Raw genomic sequence first — 19,119 nt, forward strand, 5'->3', positions numbered from 1 at the left:
TAAACATACTAAGATTTATTTCTCCACTTATGAAAAAAAACAAAATACAACAAACATATAAACGATGCAAAGAACCAGTAGCCGAATCTTTTATCAAAATCTACAAGCATTGCACCTAAAATTGGTCCGGCTATAGTTCCAGCTCCATACATCATTATAAAATAACCATTTGCCTGTGCCATAAATTTTTTTTCTACTTTTTCAATAGTATATCTTAGACCAACTGTATAGATAGCTGGAACTATTCCACCAATTAGAAAGAATACACCAATCAGGAAAATAAAATTAGTATTAATTGATGGAAGCATCATAAGTGCACATAATAAAAGTGAAATTAACAACAACAGACTACGTCTATTATATTTATCACTTATAAACCCAATTAGGTAAAGCAATAATATACCACCTGTTACAAATGATGCAATAAAATATGAGACCTGATTTACATCAAATAAATTTCTTAATCCAAACATCGGAATTACAACAATAATTGATGATTCAAAAAAGCCATACAAAGCAGAAGATATTATACTTAACAAAGGCATTTTTGCGAAAGACATTTTTTCTACTTCTTTTTCCAAATACACATTCTCAATTTCTTCAAACGCCATTACCTGAAGTATGAACACTACAAACATTATCGTAGAACCAATAACAAAAGGAAGCCATGAAGCAATTTTAATTGTCCATATTAAAATGGTTCCGGCAGCAATACCAATTGATAAAATTACTGCATAAAGATTTATATTTTTTCCTCTGTTGCTTTCATCACTGTAATAATTAATTATAAATTCTGTTGAAACAAAAATCATTGTACCACCAATTCCCATCAAGAATTTAATTCCATATAATAAAGGATATACATACCAGAAAACATGTAGCAGTGCACCTAATGACCATATCAACAAACCCAATCCTAAGATTTTCTTAACATTAAATTTATCTATTAATATTCCAGCCAATGGCGAGAATAATACAACACTCAAATAATTTACCATTGTAATGCTTCCAGTAATAAATGCAGGAGCTTTATTATGCTCAAGAAGCATTACTGTAACAGGAGTAACCAGACCAAATCCAATTCCTCCTATACCAATCCCAATTAAAGCAATATAAAAATTTTTATGCATGATTATTTCACAAGCAGATTATTTGTTAAATAAATAGATTTACAATGTCTTTTAATTACATTTGAATATAATGGAAGCAAAATATAAAAATAAACCTGAACTTTTAGCTCCTGCCGGGGACTGGAGTATGCTTAATGCAGCAATTAAAGCAGGGGCAAATGCAATTTATTTTGGTGTTGAAAGCCTGAATATGCGGGCAATGGCAAAAAACTTCGAACTGAAGGATTTAAAAGAAATTTCTAAAATATGTCGAAAAAATGAAATTAAATCTCATCTTACATTAAATACTATAATTTTCGAAAATGAACTTGACGAATTAGATAGAATTATTCTTGCTGCCAAAGAAAACGGAATTGATATGATAATTGGTTGGGATTTATCAGTTCTCCAAAAGTGTAAAGAATATGATATGCCATTTTGCGTAAGCACACAAGCATCAATTTCAAATTCCGAAGCCGCTAAATTCTATAAAAATCTCGGAGCAAAAAGAATTGTACTTGCAAGAGAATGCACACTTGATAAAATCATAGAAATCAAAAATAAAGTAGATATTGAAATCGAAACCTTTATACATGGAGCTATGTGTATAGCTGTAAGCGGCAGATGTTTTATGAGTCACGAAGTATTTAATAAAAGTGCTAATAGAGGAGAATGCCTTCAGCCCTGCAGAAGGGAATATGAAATTTATGATAAAGATGAAAAATTTAGTTTACTAATAGGTGATGGTTATGTTCTTTCTCCAAAAGATTTATGCACAATTGATTTTATCGATAAATTAATTGAAGCAAAAATTGATGCCTTCAAAATTGAAGGGAGAAAAAGGAGTCCTGAATATATTTACAAAGTTACATCAGTGTATAGAAATGCTATAGATTTATATTTCGAAAACAAATTAACAGATGAAATTAAATTAAAATTAACAGAAGAGCTGTCAAAAGTTTATAACCGTGGATTTTCAAAAGGATTTTATTTTGGAACTCCGGGAATTGAAAGTTATGCAAACGCATACGGAAGCATTGCAACCACAAGAAAAATTTATATTGGCAAAGTTTTGAACTATTACAAGAAAAATAAAATTGCTTATGTGAAAATAGAAGCTAATGATTTAATTGTTGGTGATGCAATCTACATTATTGGAAATACTACTGGAATAGTTGAATTAAAAATAGAAGAAATGATGCAAGAAGAAAATAAAATCATCAAAGCCGAAAAGGGATTTGATATTACTTTCCCTTGTAAAGAACTTGTAAGAGAAAACGACAAGGTTTATAAAATCATTTCCACTCAAGCTTAGGTTTTGAATTTATTACACCAAAACTCGATAAAGCTTCATCAAGGGTTGAGAAAACTTTAAATACTTTATCCATTCGTGTTACCATAAAAACAAGCGAGGGAACATCTTTATTGTAAACCAATCTCAAATCTCCTCCCAAAGAATTAACTTTTTTCAACTGGGAAACTAAAGCACCTAAGAATGTTGAATCGATATATTCACATAAAGTAAGGTCGATAATAATTTTATTTGTTCCTTCATTTATAACTTCTGCAACAAATTCTTTGAATTTTACAGCTTTTGTTAAAGTAGCTCTCGTTAAATAAACATGAACTACTGCAACATCTTTATATTTTTCAGTTTTAAATTCCATTGGTGAACAAAATTTTTTCTAAACTTAATATATGAATATTCATTTTGTTATGAAAATTTTTATGTAATATTTTAGCTCAGTTTGTTTTAAAAATAAAAAAGGCGAAGGATACTGAAACTTAAACTCACCTTCGCCTCTTAAGGACGGAGCTTGTTTGTGTGTGTATAAGCAATGCACAATTTAAGTGCCATTAATCAAACTGAATTTTTTAAATATTTCACAGCATTCTAATTTCTTTTGTGCGAATTTTTTTCGTATCATAGGAAAATTATTCGGTCAGTATTTGTGGAAATCAAAATGGAATTCTAATACTCAACTGAATTTCATTTCTCATCATCATAAATGAATTAGACTCTGATTTTATAGTTTCATTCATGAAAATTTCATCATCATTAAAAAACAATAAATCAAGTTGACTATAAACCCACAGAGCAATGTAAGAGATTAATAAAATGTTTCTTGTTTTGTATGATTTGTTGTATAAATCATATTTCTGTTGAATCAATAAATTATCAACTTCATTCAAATAATCATTTTCTTTTTTATTTGTATCGTAGATATAATAAACTGCACTGGCAAGATTAATTAAAGAAAGAACTCCAAGAATTGAGCCCTTTGTTTTTAGACCACAGTAAAATTGTCCCGAACCAGGCAGAAAAACATTTCTTATCAAAGAATTTCTTACAAGTGAATAGTCAAAAGATTTTTGCATTGAAAATATTTGTGTGCTATCCTGTGAAGGAGTTTCTGATTTTAATGTATTAATAAAATCAACTTTTACCTGATTAAAAAGAGCAATGAGTTTTGGAGATATTTTTGAAGGGTCAGCATTATAATCGTTTTTTATCTTCAATATTTCTTTGAAGCTTTCTTTTGTTGAATCTTCAAAGCCAAGTGAATAAAAAGATACTGCTCTCATTAAATAAATGTCAATTAAAAGTGTATCGGGCAAAGATTTTTCTTTTAACAACACATTTGAATATTTTATAACATTTTCATACTCAAAAGAATCATATTCTCTTTTGACTTTCTCAAATGAGATTTCCTGAGCAAAAATATTTAATGAAAATAAAAACAATAAAAAGAAAAAATTTTTTTTAGTCATTTGAGAAGAACCATTTTTCTGGTTTGAATAAGAATATCAGTTTTCAAACATACAAAATAAACTCCTGCCGGAACTTCCTTACCATATTTATCTTTCCCATTCCATTCAACAGAATATCTTCCAGCATGAAGATTTCCCTGTTTCAATGTTATTACGTGCTGACCAAGTAAAGAATAAATATCAAGCGAAACCGATGAATATCTTGATAATTCAAACGAAATTGTTGTATTTGGATTAAAAGGATTGGGATAGTTTTGAAATAATGCATCTGTTTTTGGCAGATTATTTTCTTCTTCATTATCAGATTTAGTTGTTAGTGTTACAAGTTTTTCAAGGTATGGAACAATATTTCCATTTTCGTCTCTTCCACCAAAAACAACAATTGTATTTCCATAATTAATTGCCATTGGATTTCTTCTTGCATATTTAAGCGGGGGAAATGAATAAATAAGAACTTTTCCATCACTCAAAAAGTCTATTGCTTCAACTGATTTGAGAGCTTTATCTGTTTCATTAAAACCACCAATAATAAAACCTCTTTTTAATACAGGGTTATAAATTGCAACTCCTCCAGCTCGGGGAGTTGAAAGTTTTTGCGTGAGTTCTTCAATTTTATTTTTACTAATATCAAATTTATTAATAGAAGAAAGCGCACCGTTTAAAATTCCACCAAAAATATAAATATTATTATCAAGAAGAATACTCATCTGCTGCTTTGGTTGATTTTGACTTGTTGTTCCGTAAGTAAAATTTATTTTTTTGTTTATTAAATCATACCCAATAATATAAGGAAGTTCATGAACTCCGCTGGGAATGGGTTCACCACCTATGATATACAATAAATTATTTTTAATATATCCAGTAGAAAATGCTCTTGCAAAATTATCCTGAGTATCAAAAACAACAGGGTTTGATGGAATTAATTTATAATTCCATGATTCCATTACATTTTTTTCTTGAGCAAATTCACTCACACCGCCAAAATAAAGAATTTGCGATTGCCAGATATTTGCTACAAACAAATATCTTGGCTGACTCATTTTACCCACAATTTTCCATTCACCTGAAAGAATATTGTATTCCTGAATCCAATCAACAATTTCTTTAGAAGAATTTTCTCCGCCAAGCACATAAAATTTATTGCTAACTGTGTCATAGACTACCTGACCTCCTGAAACAGGAAATTTCATATCCCAGCCGGTTACTACCTGCCATTCATAATTCTGTGCAAGTACAGGCAGGGCAAATAATATCAGCATCATAAAAATTTTTCTTCTCATACTCACCTCTTTCTTATGTATAGAACAAGTTCTATACCATCATTTTTCTTTTAATACCAATTTAAGTTGTACAGTATCTCCTTGTTTAACATAAAAACTTGTATCAATATCTTTATAATTTGGATTTTTAACAGTTAATCTCACAAAACCAGGAAAAACTCTAATTAATTCTTTCATAGGGGTTTGACCCTTGAAATCCCCATTGACATAGATGTTTCCCCAGGGATTAACCTTGCAATTTATATATCCCATTAAAGATTCAAGTGAAACCTTTAAGTTTGTTACTTGTGAATGATTTATTTTAACTACTTCAGAATAAATTGGATAGTCAGGATGTACTAATTTAATAGTGTGTTCCCCTTCTATTAATGCTAATGGTTTATTCATTGGTGTTGTTTCAAGTTTTTCTCCATCTACATAGACATCAGCCCACGGGAAACATTCAACAAATAATCCTCCATATTTTAGTGGAGAGCCTTCGTTTAATGTTTTATTTTCTGTTGTTTTAGCCGCAATTAAACTGGAATCAATTTTATTATTAAATGATTGTTTTTCATCCAAGGCAGCTTTTTCTTCCCTTGGTTCAACTTTTTGTTGATCAACCCTTTGTTCTGCAGGTAAAGATTTTTTTAATTGTATTTGATTTAAGTAAATTGTAACTGCTATTATTAAAACAATTAAAGCAATCCCAGAAATAATAATCTTTGTTTTTCTTTTATCGGGTTTTACTTCTTTACTTAAAGAAATTGTTAATTGTTCTAATTGAACATTCAATTCATTTAATACTTCGAGTGCAGAATTATAACGAAGTGCAGGTTTCTTCTTCAAAAGACGAATAATAATTTGTCTAATTTCTTCTGGTGTTTCACTCAAACCTTCAATAATATTGTTTTCATTGTAGGACATTATTTCATTTAAAGTAAGAGTAACATTTTCTTTCAAAAATGGATTTTTCCCGGTAAATATTTCGTATATCACAACACCAGCAGAAAACAAATCACTCTGATAAGTAAGTTTTGCTCCTGCTACTTGTTCTGGCGACATGTAACTGGGTGTTCCTACAATTGAATACGGGCTTGTCACATAATTATCTTCTGCAGAAAGTGCCAATCCAAAATCACCTAATTTTAAATTCATGTTATTGTCAATAAAAATATTTTCCGGTTTTATATCCCGATGAATAATTTGATTTGAATGAGCAAAATGAAGTGCTTTGAAAAGTTGTATTGTTAAAAGTTTTTTTTCTTCATAAGAAAGATTTCTATGTTTTAATAAATTTCTTAAACTTTCTCCTTCGATGTATTCAAATGAAATGTAGAAATATTCTTTGCTTGTACCAAAGTCCAGTACTTTGATAATGTTTGGATGGTCAAGTTTTGCAAGTAATTTTGCTTCGCGTTTAAATCTTTCTATTAATGTCTGGTCTGATATTTTTTCTGTATTAAGAACTTTCAGAATAATCTTTTTACTTAGATAAATATGATTTGCAAGATAAACTGCAGCATGTTCATCTTTTTTGAGTACATCAAGAATTTCAAACTTCTCGAACAATATTTCTGTTGAACTAAGCATCGTTTTGTTGTTCACCCATCTCTTTTAATTTTAGTTGAATCCATCGAACTGAAACATCAAGTGATTTTGCTGTTAATGTCCTATTGCCATTAAATTCTTCAAGACGTTTTTTAAGAAGCAGCAATTCAAATTCCTTAAGTGTTCCTTTAAAATTCATCAAATCCTGATTATCTTCAAGGATTATATGTTCTGCATAAATTTTATCCGAGTCACAAAGAATAAGTGCTCGTTGGATTACATTTATTAATTGCCGAACATTTCCTGGCCAGTAATAACTCTCCAATTTTTTTATCGCAGAAGTATCTATAGGAATATTTTTCTTTGCAATCTTTTTTACAAAGTAACTTGCAAGCAGCGGGATATCTTCCCGTCTTTCTCTCAATGGTGGCATTTTAATAGGAAACACATTTAACCGATAAAACAAATCTTCTCTGAACTGACCTTCTTTAGTAAGTGCATGTAAATCTTTATTTGTAGCTGCAATTATTCTTACATCTACTTTTTTCACTTTAGTATCACCAAGTCGAATTATCTCGCGGTTTTCAAGAACTCTTAAAAGTTTTGCTTGAAGAGCACTCGATATATCAGCAATTTCGTCAAGGAAAAATGTTCCACCATCTGCAGCTTCTATCAAACCCTGCTTATCTGTACTGGCACCTGTAAAAGCACCTTTCTTATAACCAAATAATTCACTTTCAAGAAGACTATCGGGAATTGAACCGCAAAATTGAGCGAGAAATGGTTTGTCTTTTCTTCTGCTTAATTGATGAATTGCACGGGCTGCAACTTCTTTTCCTGTTCCGCTTTCTCCTGTTATCAAAACTGTTGCATCTGTTTGGGCAACTTTATGAATTAACTTTGTAAGATTTTGAATGGCAGTGCTATTGCCAACCATCTCCGGAATAATTTCAGAAGACTGAAGTTTATTTATTAATATTCTGTTTTCTTTTTCTAATTCTTCAAGCTTGATTATTCTGTCTAAAGTTAGAGATACAAGATTCGAAAAGAAGTTTAAGAAAATTAAATTCTCTTCTGTAAATTCACGACGGTCTAATGTGCTGTCTGCAATAATTACTCCCCAAACTTTGCCATCACGCATTATTGGAACACCAATCACAGATTTTATTCTATGAATTTGCACACTCTGAAATTGAGATAAATTTGGGTCACCCATCACATCGTGATACAGTAAAGGTCGTTTTTCTTTTATTACTTTTTGAAGTATTCCCGAAGAAAATTGATTTAAGTCTGTTATGCTTTCATTGGAAATTTTTCTTGCTGTTATAATTGAAAAGCTGTCTGTTGTTTCATCATATTTTACAAATAATCCTCGTTCTGCATTAATAATTTTTATTACAATATCAATTACATCTTCTATAAAAGATTCTTGATAACTTGATGAGTTCAGAAGTTGACTGAATTCAAAGAGAGCTTCAAATTCTTCTTTTGAGAGATTTTTTATGTAATTAATATTTTCTGGAATAAACTTCATGGTTAATCTCTGTTCTTATTTTACCGTAAATGTTCCAGGTTTTGAAATTGAACTATTTCCAAAATCATCTATGCAAATTACAACCCAGAAATAATCGCCTGGTGGCAGTGTTATATCACATGTTACTTCAGTTGCATCTTTTGAAATATTTTTTTTCTCCCAAACTAAAATTGGAGCTGTTTCATCTGTATAAACTTGAACAGCATATTTAAAATTGAATCCTGGAGTAAATTTTTTCCAGACAAATGTAGGACTGCTGCTTACCGCAGCTCTATTAACTGGCGAATCAATTATAATTTCCTGTGTAATTAACCTTTTAATGTTGGATGAACCAATTGTAAAAACTTTTCCTGATTTGTCTTTTGCTATGATTGTAAAATCAGTACCAATTGCATCTTCAATTGAATTTATCTTTAAATCTATTGTTCTGAAATTATTTTCATATTTGTTCGTTTCTGGATTGAAAATTAATCTCTTAGAAAAATTCAACGAATTGTTTTTAACAAAAACTGTATCAACATCATTCTCATCATCAGAAATTGTTGCCTGAATATAAAGTCTCTGAACTTGAATATCCGGATACCTGTTCTGAACAATTGTATAAATTGAAAGCTCAGTCAACCGTGGATTAGCATTCAAGAATCTATCATCTATTTGTTTAACTGGTTGATTATCAAATTGAACAAAAACAGAATCCTTATTGTAACCGTCTTTCTCAAAATAAAGCCAGCCATCATTTTGAACTACATTATCTAATTGATATTTCCCTGTTGCATCGGTCTGAGCAATCATTGATTGATTTTTCCAGTATACTTTCACATCTGGAATAACTTTGCGCGGCAGTGCTACTGTTTTAACATACCCCAAAATTGTAGCATAAGTATAACCCAAAGTTCTATCACCAATTCTTAATGAGTTCTGACCGTTCCAGCTTACATAAACTGAATCTTTTTTAAATCCATATTTTTCAAAATAAAGCCAGCCATCTTTTAAGGAAACATTTTGCAGTTTATAATAACCACTCGAATTTGTTTCGCCAAAAATATTTTGATCTTTCCATAACACTTTAACATCTTTCAAAGGATTTCTGGAAATATCATAAACAAATCCATCAAGTATACCAATCGTGTAATAAAGAATTACTTCATTGACTCTTACTGATTTTTGATTATTCCATCTGACATAAACAGAATCTTTTGCAAAGCCTTCCTTTTCAAAATAAAGCCAGCCATCTTTCATTGATATATTTTCTAATTTATAATAGCCTGATGAATTTGTTTGAACAAGTATATTTTGATTCTTCCAGAAAACTTTTACATTTGGCAAAGCTGAACGGGGAACAGCATAAACAAATCCATCAAGTGTTCCAATAGTTGGATACAGAATTACATCAGAAATATGTTTTGTTTCTTCATTGTTCCATTCAACATAAAAAGAATCTCGAGATAATCCTTCTTTTTCAAAATAAAGCCAGCCATTATTCATTGAAACATTTTCTAATTTATAATACCCATCGGAATTTGTTTCAGCAAAAACTTTTTGATTTTTCCATAATACTCTTACATTTTCAACTGGATTTTTTGGAACTGTATAAACATATCCATCAAGCTGCCCACGAATATAACTTAAAATGAATTCCTGTAAATGTTTTACCTTTTGATTATTCCATTCAACATAAATAGAATCTCGAGATAATCCTTCTTTTTCAAAAATTAACATTCCATTTTTCATTTGAATGTTTTCTATTCTAAAATAACCCTGCGAATTAGTTGACACAAAAACATTTTGATTTTTCCAGATTACCTTTACACCTATTAAACCAGAACGATTAGAAGACAATACATAACCATCGATTAGACCCAATTTATTGTTTGGATTTTGTGAATCAAGCGGATTTAATCTTGGTGCATCACAAGAAATTATACCCAGTACTGTTAGAATTATCAGTAATATTTTTTTCATTTTATATTGAATTAAAATTCAACTATAAAAATAAACTATTTGTGCAAATTTTTCGCAGTGCGAAAAATTTTTTGTGTAAATATGCTTATATTTTTTTTAATAAAATAGAATTGAATTAAAATAAACCCTGGGAATGTGATTTATAAATAGATATTTCCGGTCATATATAAAACAGCTTTGCCAGATATTTTAACACGTTCTCCCATATTTTCACAAAAGAGTTCGCCACCCCTTTTTGAAACTTGATGAGCAATTAGCTTTTTCTTATTAAGCTTTTCTGACCAATATGGCGTTAATACCGTGTGTGCTGAACCAGTAACAGGGTCTTCATCAACACCTTCATTTGGCACAAACACTCTCGATACAAAATCGACTGTTTTACTTTTTGCGGTTATTATTACACCATGTTTATGAAGTTTTCGAATTAAATTAAAGTCCGGTAAATAATTTTTTATAAAATCTTCATCATCAAAAACTATAAAAAGAAATAAACCATTTTCAAGAACTTCAATTGGTATTTTTTGAAAACATTCATTCAATTCATATGGTTGATTTGCTGTATGCGGTTTATTAGCAGGAAAATCTAAAGTTAACAGGTCACCATTTCGTTCAACAATTAAATCGCCACTTTTAGATGTGAAAATAATTTTATCTTTATCTTTCTCAATAAAATTAAACAAAACAAAACTTGAAGCAAGAGTTGCATGACCACATAATGGAACTTCGGATTGAGGCGTCATCCATCGGATGTGATATTTATCCCCCTTTTTTACAAAAAATGCTGTCTCGGATAAATTATTTTCCATGGCAATACTCTGCAGTACTTTATCATCAAGCCACTCTTCAAGTGGAATCACAGCTGCTGGATTACCAGAAAAAATTTTCCCTGTAAATGCATCAACTTGGTAAATTGGCAGAATCATTTTATCACCCTTTTTTATTAAAAAACATTTCTTCATGCAAGAATGGAATCACTGCAACTTTTAAACCTTCAACATATAGCTCTTTTCTATTCATTACTCCATTAGTAAAAAATCCTATTGCACCATTTTTCTGTTTAGTATTTTTTTGATTCATTATTTCATCCATTACTTCACCAAGTTCAATTCCATTTAATAATCTGGAAATGATTATTTTCGGCAGTTCAAAATGTGGTGAAGTTCCAAATGAAATTTTTCCTTCTTTATTTACAACACACATACAACCAAAAGCAAACCATTTGTTAAAATGATTTATTATTCCTCCTTCGATGCCAATAAAAAAATCTCCATTTAATTTTTCTTTCTCATTAATCTCCTTCAACTTAAGAGCACGATTTTGTGCCCCTAAAAATGTATCATCATTAATCGGCTGAGAAGAAACGCCTGAATCAACTTCGATTCCAATTACCTCAATATTATCAAAGTAATATGAAAATGCTTCTTTTACAGATTCAATTTTAACAGGATTTTTTGAACCTACAAGAATTATCATGTTTTAAATAAAATAATTATTTAGACAATCGAAAGCATTCGTTCGATAGGAAGTCTTGCTTTTTGTGCAATTTCTTCCGGTACTTTTACTTCATATAATTCATTCCTCAAAGAATTATACAATTTCTCCAATGTTATCATTTTCATGTATTCACACACCGCATTTTCACTTAATGGATAAAATATTGATTCTGGTTTTACTTTTCTTAATCTATGAAGAATTCCTACTTCGGTAGCAATTACAAATTCATTTGCTTTAGAATTTATAACATGTTTAATCATTCCTTCTGTAGAATAAATATGAATATTTTTACAATCAAAGTAGAGTTGAGATTTTAACATACACGAAGATGAACATCCACATTCTGGATGAATTAAAAATTCAGCATTTGGATGTTCTTTTCTTGCGTCATCAAAATTCACATCTCCAATTTTTTCATGAACATGACAAGCACCGTTCCATATCTCCATTTTTCTTCCTGTTACTGTGCTTACATATAATCCTAAGAATTTATCTGGAAGAAATAATATTTTTTTTTCTTCCGGAATTGCTTGAACAACTTTAACTGCATTTGAAGAAGTAACACAATAATCACTTTCGGCTTTTACCTCTGCAGTTGTATTGACATAAGATACAACAACATAATCTGGATGTTCTTCTTTCCACTTTCTAAGTTGTTCTGCATTAATTGTAGAAGCAAGTGAACATCCTGCTTGTAAATCTGGGATTAAAACTTTTTTATCTGGAGAAATGATTGAAGCTGTCTCTGCCATAAAATGAACGCCGCAGAAAATAATTATATCTGCATTTGTCTTTGCTGCTTGCTGAGATAAACCAAGTGAATCGCCAACAAAATCTGCTAAATCTTGTATTTCAGGAATTTGATAATTATGTGCAAGTATAACAGCGTTTTTTTCTTTTCTTAATTTATTTATTTCATTTATTAAATCGTTCATCTTTGTTCTCCTAATTCTGCATTAAATTTTTGTATTTTCATGCTGATATCAAGTGCTTTGACCGAATGAGTTAGAACTCCAGCAGAAATAAAATCAACTCCCGTTAATGCAATCTTTCTAACATTCTGAAGTGTTACATTTCCGGAGGCTTCAACTTTTGCTTTCCCATCAATTAATTTTACTGCTTGTTCCATTAATTTTAAAGACATATTATCAAGCATAATAATATCAACTTTATTTGATAATGCTTCTTTGACCTCATCAAGATTTGTAGTCTCCACTTCAATCCTCACTTTTTTCTTTAGCTTTTTTCTTATCAATTGAACAGCTTTTGTAATACTTCCCGCAGCTTTGATATGATTATCTTTAATTAACACCATATCGTAAAGTCCAAAACGATGATTTGTTCCTCCTCCAACTTTAACAGAATATTTGTCAAGCATTCTCAAGCAAGGAACTGTCTTGCGCGTATCAAGAATCTTTGTATTTAATCCTTCAAGTTGAGCCACAAATTTTGATGTAAAAGTAGCAATACCACTCATTCTTTGTAAAAAATTTAATGCAGTTCGTTCACCTGTTAATAGAGCTCTAAGAGAGCCTTTTACTTCTGCAATTTTAGTCCCCTTAGATACTTTATCGCCTTCTTTAATAAATTTTCTAAAAGTAATTTTATTATTCAGTCTTTTGAACACCTCATTTGCTACATTCAATCCTGCAATTACTCCATCTTCTTTTACAAAGATTTCTGCAATTCCTTTTTGAAAATCAGGTATAATCAAATTGGTTGTTATATCCCCGCTTCCGATATCTTCTTTTAGAGCTAAATTGATTATTTGAATTAATTCTTTCTTATTCATTTTTTTTCAAAAAAATTTTTGTGGTTATGATATGGGAAGTAATATAGGTTCTTTTCCTTTTTCCTGAACAATTAATTTTCTAAAATTTTCATTTTCTTCTGGAAAATCTTTTCTTCTGTGACATCCTCTGCTTTCTTCTCGTATTAATGCGGCTTTTGTAATCATTTTTGCTACATTAATCAGACTTATGATTCTTCCTGCAAAGTATTCATTTTCATCTAAAGAGATTTTTTCTGTTAAATTATTAATTTGATTGAGAGCTTCAAGCAAAGAATCTTTTGTCCTCAGAATTCCAACATTGTCCCACAGAAGTTTTGCAATAATGTTTTTTGTTTCAAGAAAATTTTGTTTGTTTTTATTATCTACATAAAATTTTATGTCATTAAATTCATCGATCTCGTTGCTCTCATCTTTCAAATATTTTAATGAATGTTCTATTGCTCTTTTAGAAAAGACAAGACATTCGAGCAAAGAATTACTTGCAAGTCGATTTGCTCCATGAACCCCCGTAGAAGCAACTTCGCCAACTGCATAAAGTCGTTTAATATTTGTTTCTGCATTTAATCCGGTTTTAATACCTCCAACCATATAATGAGCTGCAGGTGTTACAGGAACAAGGTCTTTAGTTATGTCAATTCCATATTTTAGTGCTTCTTTGTAAATATTAGAAAATCTTTTTTTGATTTTATTCTCATCTAGATGACTTAGTTTTAAGAATACATTCGGCTTGCCAGTTTTTTTTAATTCTATGAAAATTGCTTCTGATACAAGGTCTCTTGTTGCAAGCTCTGTCAAGTGTTCATCTTGCAAAAATCTCTTTCCATCATAATTCAAAAGCAAAGCTCCTTCTCCTCGTACTGCTTCGCTAATAAGAAATGTTTCATCCGTCCCTGTATAAAATGATGTGGGATGAAATTGAATAAACTCCATGCTTTCTACTTTTACTCCAATATCGTAAGCAAGCCACAAACCTTCGCCTACGGTTGTGTGTGGATTTGTCGAATTCGAAAAAATTGCGGAAGCTCCTCCTGTTGCAAGAATAATAACTTTTCCAGTAATTAAAAAATTTTCATTATTGTAGTGGTTAAAAGCATATGCCCCAGTGCATTCATTATTTTTCGAAATTAATTTATAAATCAATGTGTTTTCGAATATTTTTATTTTTTCGTTGTCATAGATAAACTTAAGAATAAAGTTTACTACTTCTTTTCCTGTGGCATCACCTCCTGCATGTAATACACGATTTCTTGAATGACCTCCTTCGAGTCCCAATGATATCTTGCCATTCTCTTTGTCGAACTGCATTCCGAGTTCGATTAGTTCTTTGACTCTGTCCAATCCTTCATTCACAAGAATCTTTACTGCTTCTTTATTGCATAAACCTCTTCCAGCTTTAATTGTATCTTCATAGTGCAATTGAGGAGAATCATCATTTCCTATTGCAGCTGCTATTCCTCCCTGTGCTAAATAAGAATTACTTATTTCAATAGTTGTTTTTGTTATTAATGCAACAGTACCATACTTAGATGCCTGGTATGCAGAATACAGACCAGCCAATCCTGCCCCTATAATTACAAAATCATAATTAACATAATTCATTGAAAAAAATTTTTTGTTTTTCAAAAGATAGAAAATTTATATGAAAAAATTTTTCTAGAATCTTTTTCAATTGTTAATCATCTTATGCTTACAAAAAAATTTCGGGTGAACAAAAAATGCTTAGAACAAATTTACATCATATTTTATCTGAAGAAGAATACCATAAAATTCTTAAAGAAAATGAAAATGTAATGATTTGTTGTGGAAGAATGGGACCAATGTGCATTCCTGTTTATCAAGCTATGCAAGAGCTTGAAAATGAATATCAACATGTTAAATTTTTTGACATGGAATTCGATATTCCTGCTGCACGTGTCATCAGAAATCTTCCCGAATGCAAAGGCTTTGCCGGCTTACCATTTACTGTCTACTATAAAAATGGTAAGGTTGTAAAAGCAACAAGCAGCATTCAAACAAAAGAAGAAATTATGAAAATACTTAACGACTTTTTTGGGACTGAAAAAAATAATAGTTAATTGAGGTTGATTTATATAAAAGAATATTTATTAAATTCAATATTATTCTTTCCATATAAAATCGAACAAAAGATAAGATGCTGTTAACATAATTACATCATAACAAACAAGAACTAAAATCTCAACCATTGATGAAGAAATGGAATTACCATCCATCGAAAATTTTGTGATTTCAAGAAGAATGAGAATTAATGGAAGCAAAATTGGAAAAGATAAAACCGGGTAAAGTGTTCCCTTTGAAGATGCTTTTGATATTATAGCTGCTATGATTGTAGATGAAATTGCTATTCCAATATTTCCAAGAACAAATGCAACTATGAATAACAAAAAATTTTTTATTATGAATGATTCAAACAAAAGCAAAAACAAAATAGTAATTGCAAAGTTCATTAAAAAAACAAGAACAAGATTAAAAATTAACTTCCCGGAAAAAATTGTTGATGGTGATGCAATCAAATGAAGAGTCATTGTAGTACCACGCTCTTCTTCGGAAACAAATACTCTTGATAAACCCGACATTGCAGAAAAAAATATTACAACCCAGAGGAGTCCCCCTGTTAAATATTCTGTTATTTTTTCACTACCGATAGAAAACATTATTACACTAATTGTCACCAGAATAAACATCGACAATGCATTAATTGCATAACGCGTTCTTAGTTCCGATTCCCAATCTTTTTTGAATAAATAATATGATTTCATAAACATTTTCTATTTTGATTCTGATATCAAAAAATAATTTTAATTTATGAATGTTTCTTGAAAAAAATTTGAAAAATATTTTTTATGTAACTCATATTAAGAGCACAATAATAGAATTATCTTTTTTATATATTTGACTATGAAAAAGCAAAAACTAATGAAAAAAATTAATCCCGATTCAACAATAAAATTTTTTGTTTCTGTCATTGGATTATTCGTCATTTTTTTTATTCTTAAAGAATTACGCCATATTTTCATCCCTTTTGTAATTGCCTACATTTTGTTTTTTGTTTACGAACCAATGAACAATTTTCTTAAAGTAAGAAGAATTCCTTTGAGTATTATCATTTTCATAGATATAATAATCACGATAGGACTTTTTGCTGGAATTACACAAATTATCCTAACTTCATTTTTACAGTTTGGTGAAAACCTTTCTGTTTATACAGAAAAATTAAGCCACATAATAAGAAATGCATCAAGGTCGATTGGAATTAGAGACCCACTTTTTACAAATTTTACAATAAGCAGATTTTTCAAATCATTGAATTATGGAGATATTGCAAGCGGTATTTTTTCTTCCACAATTGATGTCTTTACAAATCTATTTCTAATTCTTTTCTTCTTCATTTTTATAAGCAGCGGTCATGATAAAATTGTAGAAGCAATACGACTTCGTTATGTTGAGAAAAATGTAAAATCAACAATTAAAAAATTGAGAAGGGAATTAAAACAAAAACAAGAACTTTTAGATGAAAATGATAAATCTATCGACGAACAGCTTGCTACATTAACAATTCAAAGAGAAATGAAGCTGCGCAAAACTTTTAAAGATATTACAGAACAAATTCAAAAATATATAATCACCAAATTTCTAATCAGCCTTACACTTGGTTTTTTGATAGGTATTATATTATGGCTTTATGGAGTTGAGTTCTACATTGTATGGGCTACAATAGCAGTGTTGTTGAATTTCATTCCCAATATTGGTTCGGTTATTGGTGTTGCCTTACCTGCATTGATGACGCTCATTCAGTATGAATCTGTTGGATACGCACTTCTTGTAACTGCAACAATTATAGTTGTTCAAAATATTATAGGAAACATTATTGAGCCTCAAATATTTGGAAATAAACTTGGCTTAAATCCACTTATAATTCTTTTTTCTTTAATGGTTTGGGGTTATCTATGGGGAATTGTAGGAATGTTTTTGTCTGTGCCACTTACTGCAGTATTAAAAATTATTATTTCAAACTCATCATCAAAAAACATGCGCTTTATAACAAATCTAATGAGTAACTAATTCTTATAAACTTTTCTTTCATTATCTTTGTATTTATAAATAAAAAATTTCTGTTAATGAAAATTGCTTTTGCTTCAAGTGAAGTTTATCCTTATGCCAAAACCGGTGGCCTTGCAGATGTTTCAGGTTCTCTTCCTCTCGAACTTTCAAAATTAGGTCACGAAGTTAAAGTTTTTATGCCAAAGTATAATACATTTGGCGAAGTTGAACACGGTTTGTCTTATAGATGGGATATTGGTGAAATTCCTATTCGTGTTGCAGGCAAAGTTCATTCGGTTCATGTTCATACAGCAAAACTGCCTAACTCGAATCCTTCAGAGACATCTAATGTGGAAGTATATTTTGTTGATTGTCCTCATTACTATCACCGTTTTCGCATTTATACAAATGATTATGATGAAGATGAGAGATTTATTCTTTTTTCTAAAGGTGTAATTGAAATATTGCAGCGGCTTCAATGGGCACCAGATGTTATTCATTGCAATGACTGGCAGACTGCATTAATTCCAATTCTTATTAGAGAAAACTATGGATGGGATAAATTATTCGAAAAAACTGCAACTGTATTTACTATTCACAATATTGCATATCAAGGAAGATTTGCTAAAGATACATTTGCAAAAGCAGAAATTAAACACGAACATTATCTCTTTGGCGGAATAGGTGAATATTATGGTGATGTAAATTTTTTGAAAACAGCTATTTTCACAGCAGATGTATTAAATACTGTAAGCGAAACTTATGCTAAAGAACTTCTTACCCCCGAATATGGTGAAGGCATGCATGAATATTTACAAATAAGAAAAGATGATTTTTACGGAATCTTAAATGGTGTTGATTATAACATCTGGAATCCCGAAACAGATAAATTTATTCCATATAATTATTCAATAAATGATTTATCAGGCAAAATAAAAAACAAAAAATTTCTTCTTGAACATATTAACTTTTCATTTAATGAAAGTATTCCCTTGATTGCTATGATTTCTCGATTTGTTTCTCAAAAAGGGTTCGATATTTTAGCTTATGTAATTAATGAACTGATGAACTTAAATGCTCAATGGATTATACTTGGAAGCGGAGAGCAGCGATATGAAGAACTCTTTTATCATATTTCACATAAATTCCCTAATAAACTTTTTACTTACATTGGTTATAACAACGAGCTTGCACACTTGATTGAAGCCGGTGCTGATATTTTTCTTATGCCTTCAAAATACGAACCATGCGGTCTCAATCAAATTTACTCGTTAAAATATGGAACTGTCCCCGTAGTGAGAAAAACCGGAGGATTGGCAGATACTGTGCAAGATTGGAATGAATATTTAGCTATGGGACAAGAAATAGGCACTGGTTATTCTTTCTGGGATTATTCAGGTCATGCTTTGTTAGATTCTGTAAAACGAGCTTTACATGATTTTCAATTAAAAGATGTCTGGAAAAAAATTCAAACGAATGGAATGAGCAAGGATTACTCATGGAAAAAATCTGCCGAAAAATACATTCAACTTTACGAAAAAGCTGTTCAAAAAAGAAAAGCATTTATTAATTGACCATCCAAAAAAG

Annotated in this window: 17 protein-coding genes; 4 read left to right on the forward strand and 13 right to left on the reverse strand. The window is 30.3% G+C overall.

Translation table 11 applies throughout. The annotated features are described in order from the left end of the window. Positions 1-8: 8 nt before the first annotated feature. On the reverse strand, positions 9-1,130 hold the full coding sequence (locus VJY32_RS06010) for an MFS transporter (RefSeq protein ID WP_353676993.1): 1,122 nt from the start codon (positions 1,128-1,130) through the stop codon (positions 9-11). A 70-nt stretch (positions 1,131-1,200) separates the two neighbouring features. Between VJY32_RS06010 and VJY32_RS06015 the strand changes: the two genes are divergently transcribed. Further along, a complete protein-coding gene (locus tag VJY32_RS06015) occupies positions 1,201-2,424 on the forward strand; it encodes a peptidase U32 family protein (protein WP_353676994.1) in 1,224 nt (407 codons plus the stop codon). Here VJY32_RS06015 and VJY32_RS06020 read toward each other — a convergent pair. The 11 genes from VJY32_RS06020 to nadB form a co-directional block, all read right to left on the reverse strand. Next, positions 2,405-2,776 carry an STAS domain-containing protein gene (locus VJY32_RS06020; protein ID WP_353676995.1) on the reverse strand — a complete coding sequence of 124 codons (372 nt, stop codon included), beginning with the start codon at positions 2,774-2,776 and terminating at the stop codon, positions 2,405-2,407. The genes VJY32_RS06015 and VJY32_RS06020 overlap by 20 nt on opposite strands. Before the next feature lie 292 nt (positions 2,777-3,068). Further along, positions 3,069-3,881, reverse strand: coding sequence for a hypothetical protein (locus VJY32_RS06025; protein ID WP_353676996.1), 813 nt, complete (start codon positions 3,879-3,881; stop codon positions 3,069-3,071). Continuing rightward, positions 3,878-5,161 carry a T9SS type A sorting domain-containing protein gene (locus VJY32_RS06030; RefSeq protein ID WP_353676997.1) on the reverse strand — a complete coding sequence of 428 codons (1,284 nt, stop codon included), beginning with the start codon at positions 5,159-5,161 and terminating at the stop codon, positions 3,878-3,880. The genes VJY32_RS06025 and VJY32_RS06030 overlap by 4 nt, the downstream gene beginning before the upstream one ends. A 39-nt stretch (positions 5,162-5,200) precedes the next feature. Beyond that, positions 5,201-6,748 carry a serine/threonine-protein kinase gene (locus tag VJY32_RS06035; protein WP_353676998.1) on the reverse strand — a complete coding sequence of 516 codons (1,548 nt, stop codon included), beginning with the start codon at positions 6,746-6,748 and terminating at the stop codon, positions 5,201-5,203. Beyond that, on the reverse strand, positions 6,726-8,225 hold the full coding sequence (locus tag VJY32_RS06040) for a sigma-54 interaction domain-containing protein (protein ID WP_353676999.1): 1,500 nt from the start codon (positions 8,223-8,225) through the stop codon (positions 6,726-6,728). Before VJY32_RS06040 ends, VJY32_RS06035 begins: the two co-directional genes overlap by 23 nt. A gap of 15 nt (positions 8,226-8,240) precedes the next feature. Beyond that, entirely contained in the window at positions 8,241-10,187 is a 1,947-nt protein-coding gene (locus VJY32_RS06045; protein ID WP_353677000.1) for a carboxypeptidase-like regulatory domain-containing protein, read from the reverse strand. Between the two features lie 140 nt (positions 10,188-10,327). Further along, positions 10,328-11,110 carry a PhzF family phenazine biosynthesis protein gene (locus VJY32_RS06050; protein ID WP_353677001.1) on the reverse strand — a complete coding sequence of 261 codons (783 nt, stop codon included), beginning with the start codon at positions 11,108-11,110 and terminating at the stop codon, positions 10,328-10,330. Between the two features lie 4 nt (positions 11,111-11,114). Then, entirely contained in the window at positions 11,115-11,660 is a 546-nt protein-coding gene (gene yjjX / locus VJY32_RS06055) for an inosine/xanthosine triphosphatase (protein WP_353677002.1), read from the reverse strand. Positions 11,661-11,680: 20 nt separating this feature from the next. Further along, the gene (gene nadA / locus VJY32_RS06060) at positions 11,681-12,616 is read right to left on the reverse strand and encodes a quinolinate synthase NadA (RefSeq protein ID WP_353677003.1); all 936 of its coding nucleotides are present in this window, start codon (positions 12,614-12,616) and stop codon (positions 11,681-11,683) included. Then, positions 12,613-13,473 (reverse strand): carboxylating nicotinate-nucleotide diphosphorylase, encoded by an 861-nt coding sequence (gene nadC / locus VJY32_RS06065; RefSeq protein WP_353677004.1) that lies wholly within the window; start codon positions 13,471-13,473, stop codon positions 12,613-12,615. The genes nadA and nadC overlap by 4 nt, the downstream gene beginning before the upstream one ends. A gap of 24 nt (positions 13,474-13,497) precedes the next feature. Next, positions 13,498-15,072 (reverse strand): L-aspartate oxidase, encoded by a 1,575-nt coding sequence (nadB, locus tag VJY32_RS06070; protein ID WP_353677005.1) that lies wholly within the window; start codon positions 15,070-15,072, stop codon positions 13,498-13,500. 116 nt (positions 15,073-15,188) lie between these two features. Between nadB and VJY32_RS06075 the strand changes: the two genes are divergently transcribed. After that, the gene (locus tag VJY32_RS06075; protein WP_353677006.1) at positions 15,189-15,548 is read left to right on the forward strand and encodes a thioredoxin family protein; all 360 of its coding nucleotides are present in this window, start codon (positions 15,189-15,191) and stop codon (positions 15,546-15,548) included. 42 nt (positions 15,549-15,590) lie between these two features. Here VJY32_RS06075 and VJY32_RS06080 read toward each other — a convergent pair whose 3' ends face one another. Next, complete coding sequence (locus VJY32_RS06080; protein ID WP_353677007.1) at positions 15,591-16,250, reverse strand: heme exporter protein CcmB; 660 nt, start codon at positions 16,248-16,250, stop codon at positions 15,591-15,593. 139 nt (positions 16,251-16,389) lie between these two features. Here VJY32_RS06080 and VJY32_RS06085 point away from each other — a divergent pair, with 139 nt between their 5' ends. Beyond that, positions 16,390-17,553, forward strand: a complete 1,164-nt coding sequence (locus VJY32_RS06085; protein ID WP_353677008.1) for an AI-2E family transporter — start codon at positions 16,390-16,392, stop codon at positions 17,551-17,553. Between the two features lie 56 nt (positions 17,554-17,609). Beyond that, positions 17,610-19,106 (forward strand): glycogen synthase, encoded by a 1,497-nt coding sequence (locus tag VJY32_RS06090; RefSeq protein WP_353677009.1) that lies wholly within the window; start codon positions 17,610-17,612, stop codon positions 19,104-19,106. Positions 19,107-19,119 lie beyond the last annotated feature (13 nt).

The organism is Rosettibacter primus (assembly GCF_036860675.1).
GTDB lineage: Bacteria > Bacteroidota > Ignavibacteria > Ignavibacteriales > Melioribacteraceae > Rosettibacter > Rosettibacter primus.

What these genes read in the sequence shown, in the direction of transcription:
- VJY32_RS06010 (WP_353676993.1), bottom strand. Translation starts at nt 1,130, where the DNA reads ATGCATAAAAATTTTTATATTGCTTTAATTGGGATTGGTATAGGAGGA.
- VJY32_RS06015 (WP_353676994.1), top strand. Translation starts at nt 1,201, where the DNA reads ATGGAAGCAAAATATAAAAATAAACCTGAACTTTTAGCTCCTGCCGGG.
- VJY32_RS06020 (WP_353676995.1), bottom strand. Translation starts at nt 2,776, where the DNA reads ATGGAATTTAAAACTGAAAAATATAAAGATGTTGCAGTAGTTCATGTT.
- VJY32_RS06025 (WP_353676996.1), bottom strand. Translation starts at nt 3,881, where the DNA reads ATGACTAAAAAAAATTTTTTCTTTTTATTGTTTTTATTTTCATTAAAT.
- VJY32_RS06030 (WP_353676997.1), bottom strand. Translation starts at nt 5,161, where the DNA reads ATGAGAAGAAAAATTTTTATGATGCTGATATTATTTGCCCTGCCTGTA.
- VJY32_RS06040 (WP_353676999.1), bottom strand. Translation starts at nt 8,225, where the DNA reads ATGAAGTTTATTCCAGAAAATATTAATTACATAAAAAATCTCTCAAAA.
- VJY32_RS06045 (WP_353677000.1), bottom strand. Translation starts at nt 10,187, where the DNA reads ATGAAAAAAATATTACTGATAATTCTAACAGTACTGGGTATAATTTCT.
- VJY32_RS06050 (WP_353677001.1), bottom strand. Translation starts at nt 11,110, where the DNA reads ATGATTCTGCCAATTTACCAAGTTGATGCATTTACAGGGAAAATTTTT.
- yjjX (WP_353677002.1), bottom strand. Translation starts at nt 11,660, where the DNA reads ATGATAATTCTTGTAGGTTCAAAAAATCCTGTTAAAATTGAATCTGTA.
- nadA (WP_353677003.1), bottom strand. Translation starts at nt 12,616, where the DNA reads ATGAACGATTTAATAAATGAAATAAATAAATTAAGAAAAGAAAAAAAC.
- nadC (WP_353677004.1), bottom strand. Translation starts at nt 13,473, where the DNA reads ATGAATAAGAAAGAATTAATTCAAATAATCAATTTAGCTCTAAAAGAA.
- nadB (WP_353677005.1), bottom strand. Translation starts at nt 15,072, where the DNA reads ATGAATTATGTTAATTATGATTTTGTAATTATAGGGGCAGGATTGGCT.
- VJY32_RS06075 (WP_353677006.1), top strand. Translation starts at nt 15,189, where the DNA reads ATGCTTAGAACAAATTTACATCATATTTTATCTGAAGAAGAATACCAT.
- VJY32_RS06080 (WP_353677007.1), bottom strand. Translation starts at nt 16,250, where the DNA reads ATGAAATCATATTATTTATTCAAAAAAGATTGGGAATCGGAACTAAGA.
- VJY32_RS06085 (WP_353677008.1), top strand. Translation starts at nt 16,390, where the DNA reads ATGAAAAAGCAAAAACTAATGAAAAAAATTAATCCCGATTCAACAATA.
- VJY32_RS06090 (WP_353677009.1), top strand. Translation starts at nt 17,610, where the DNA reads ATGAAAATTGCTTTTGCTTCAAGTGAAGTTTATCCTTATGCCAAAACC.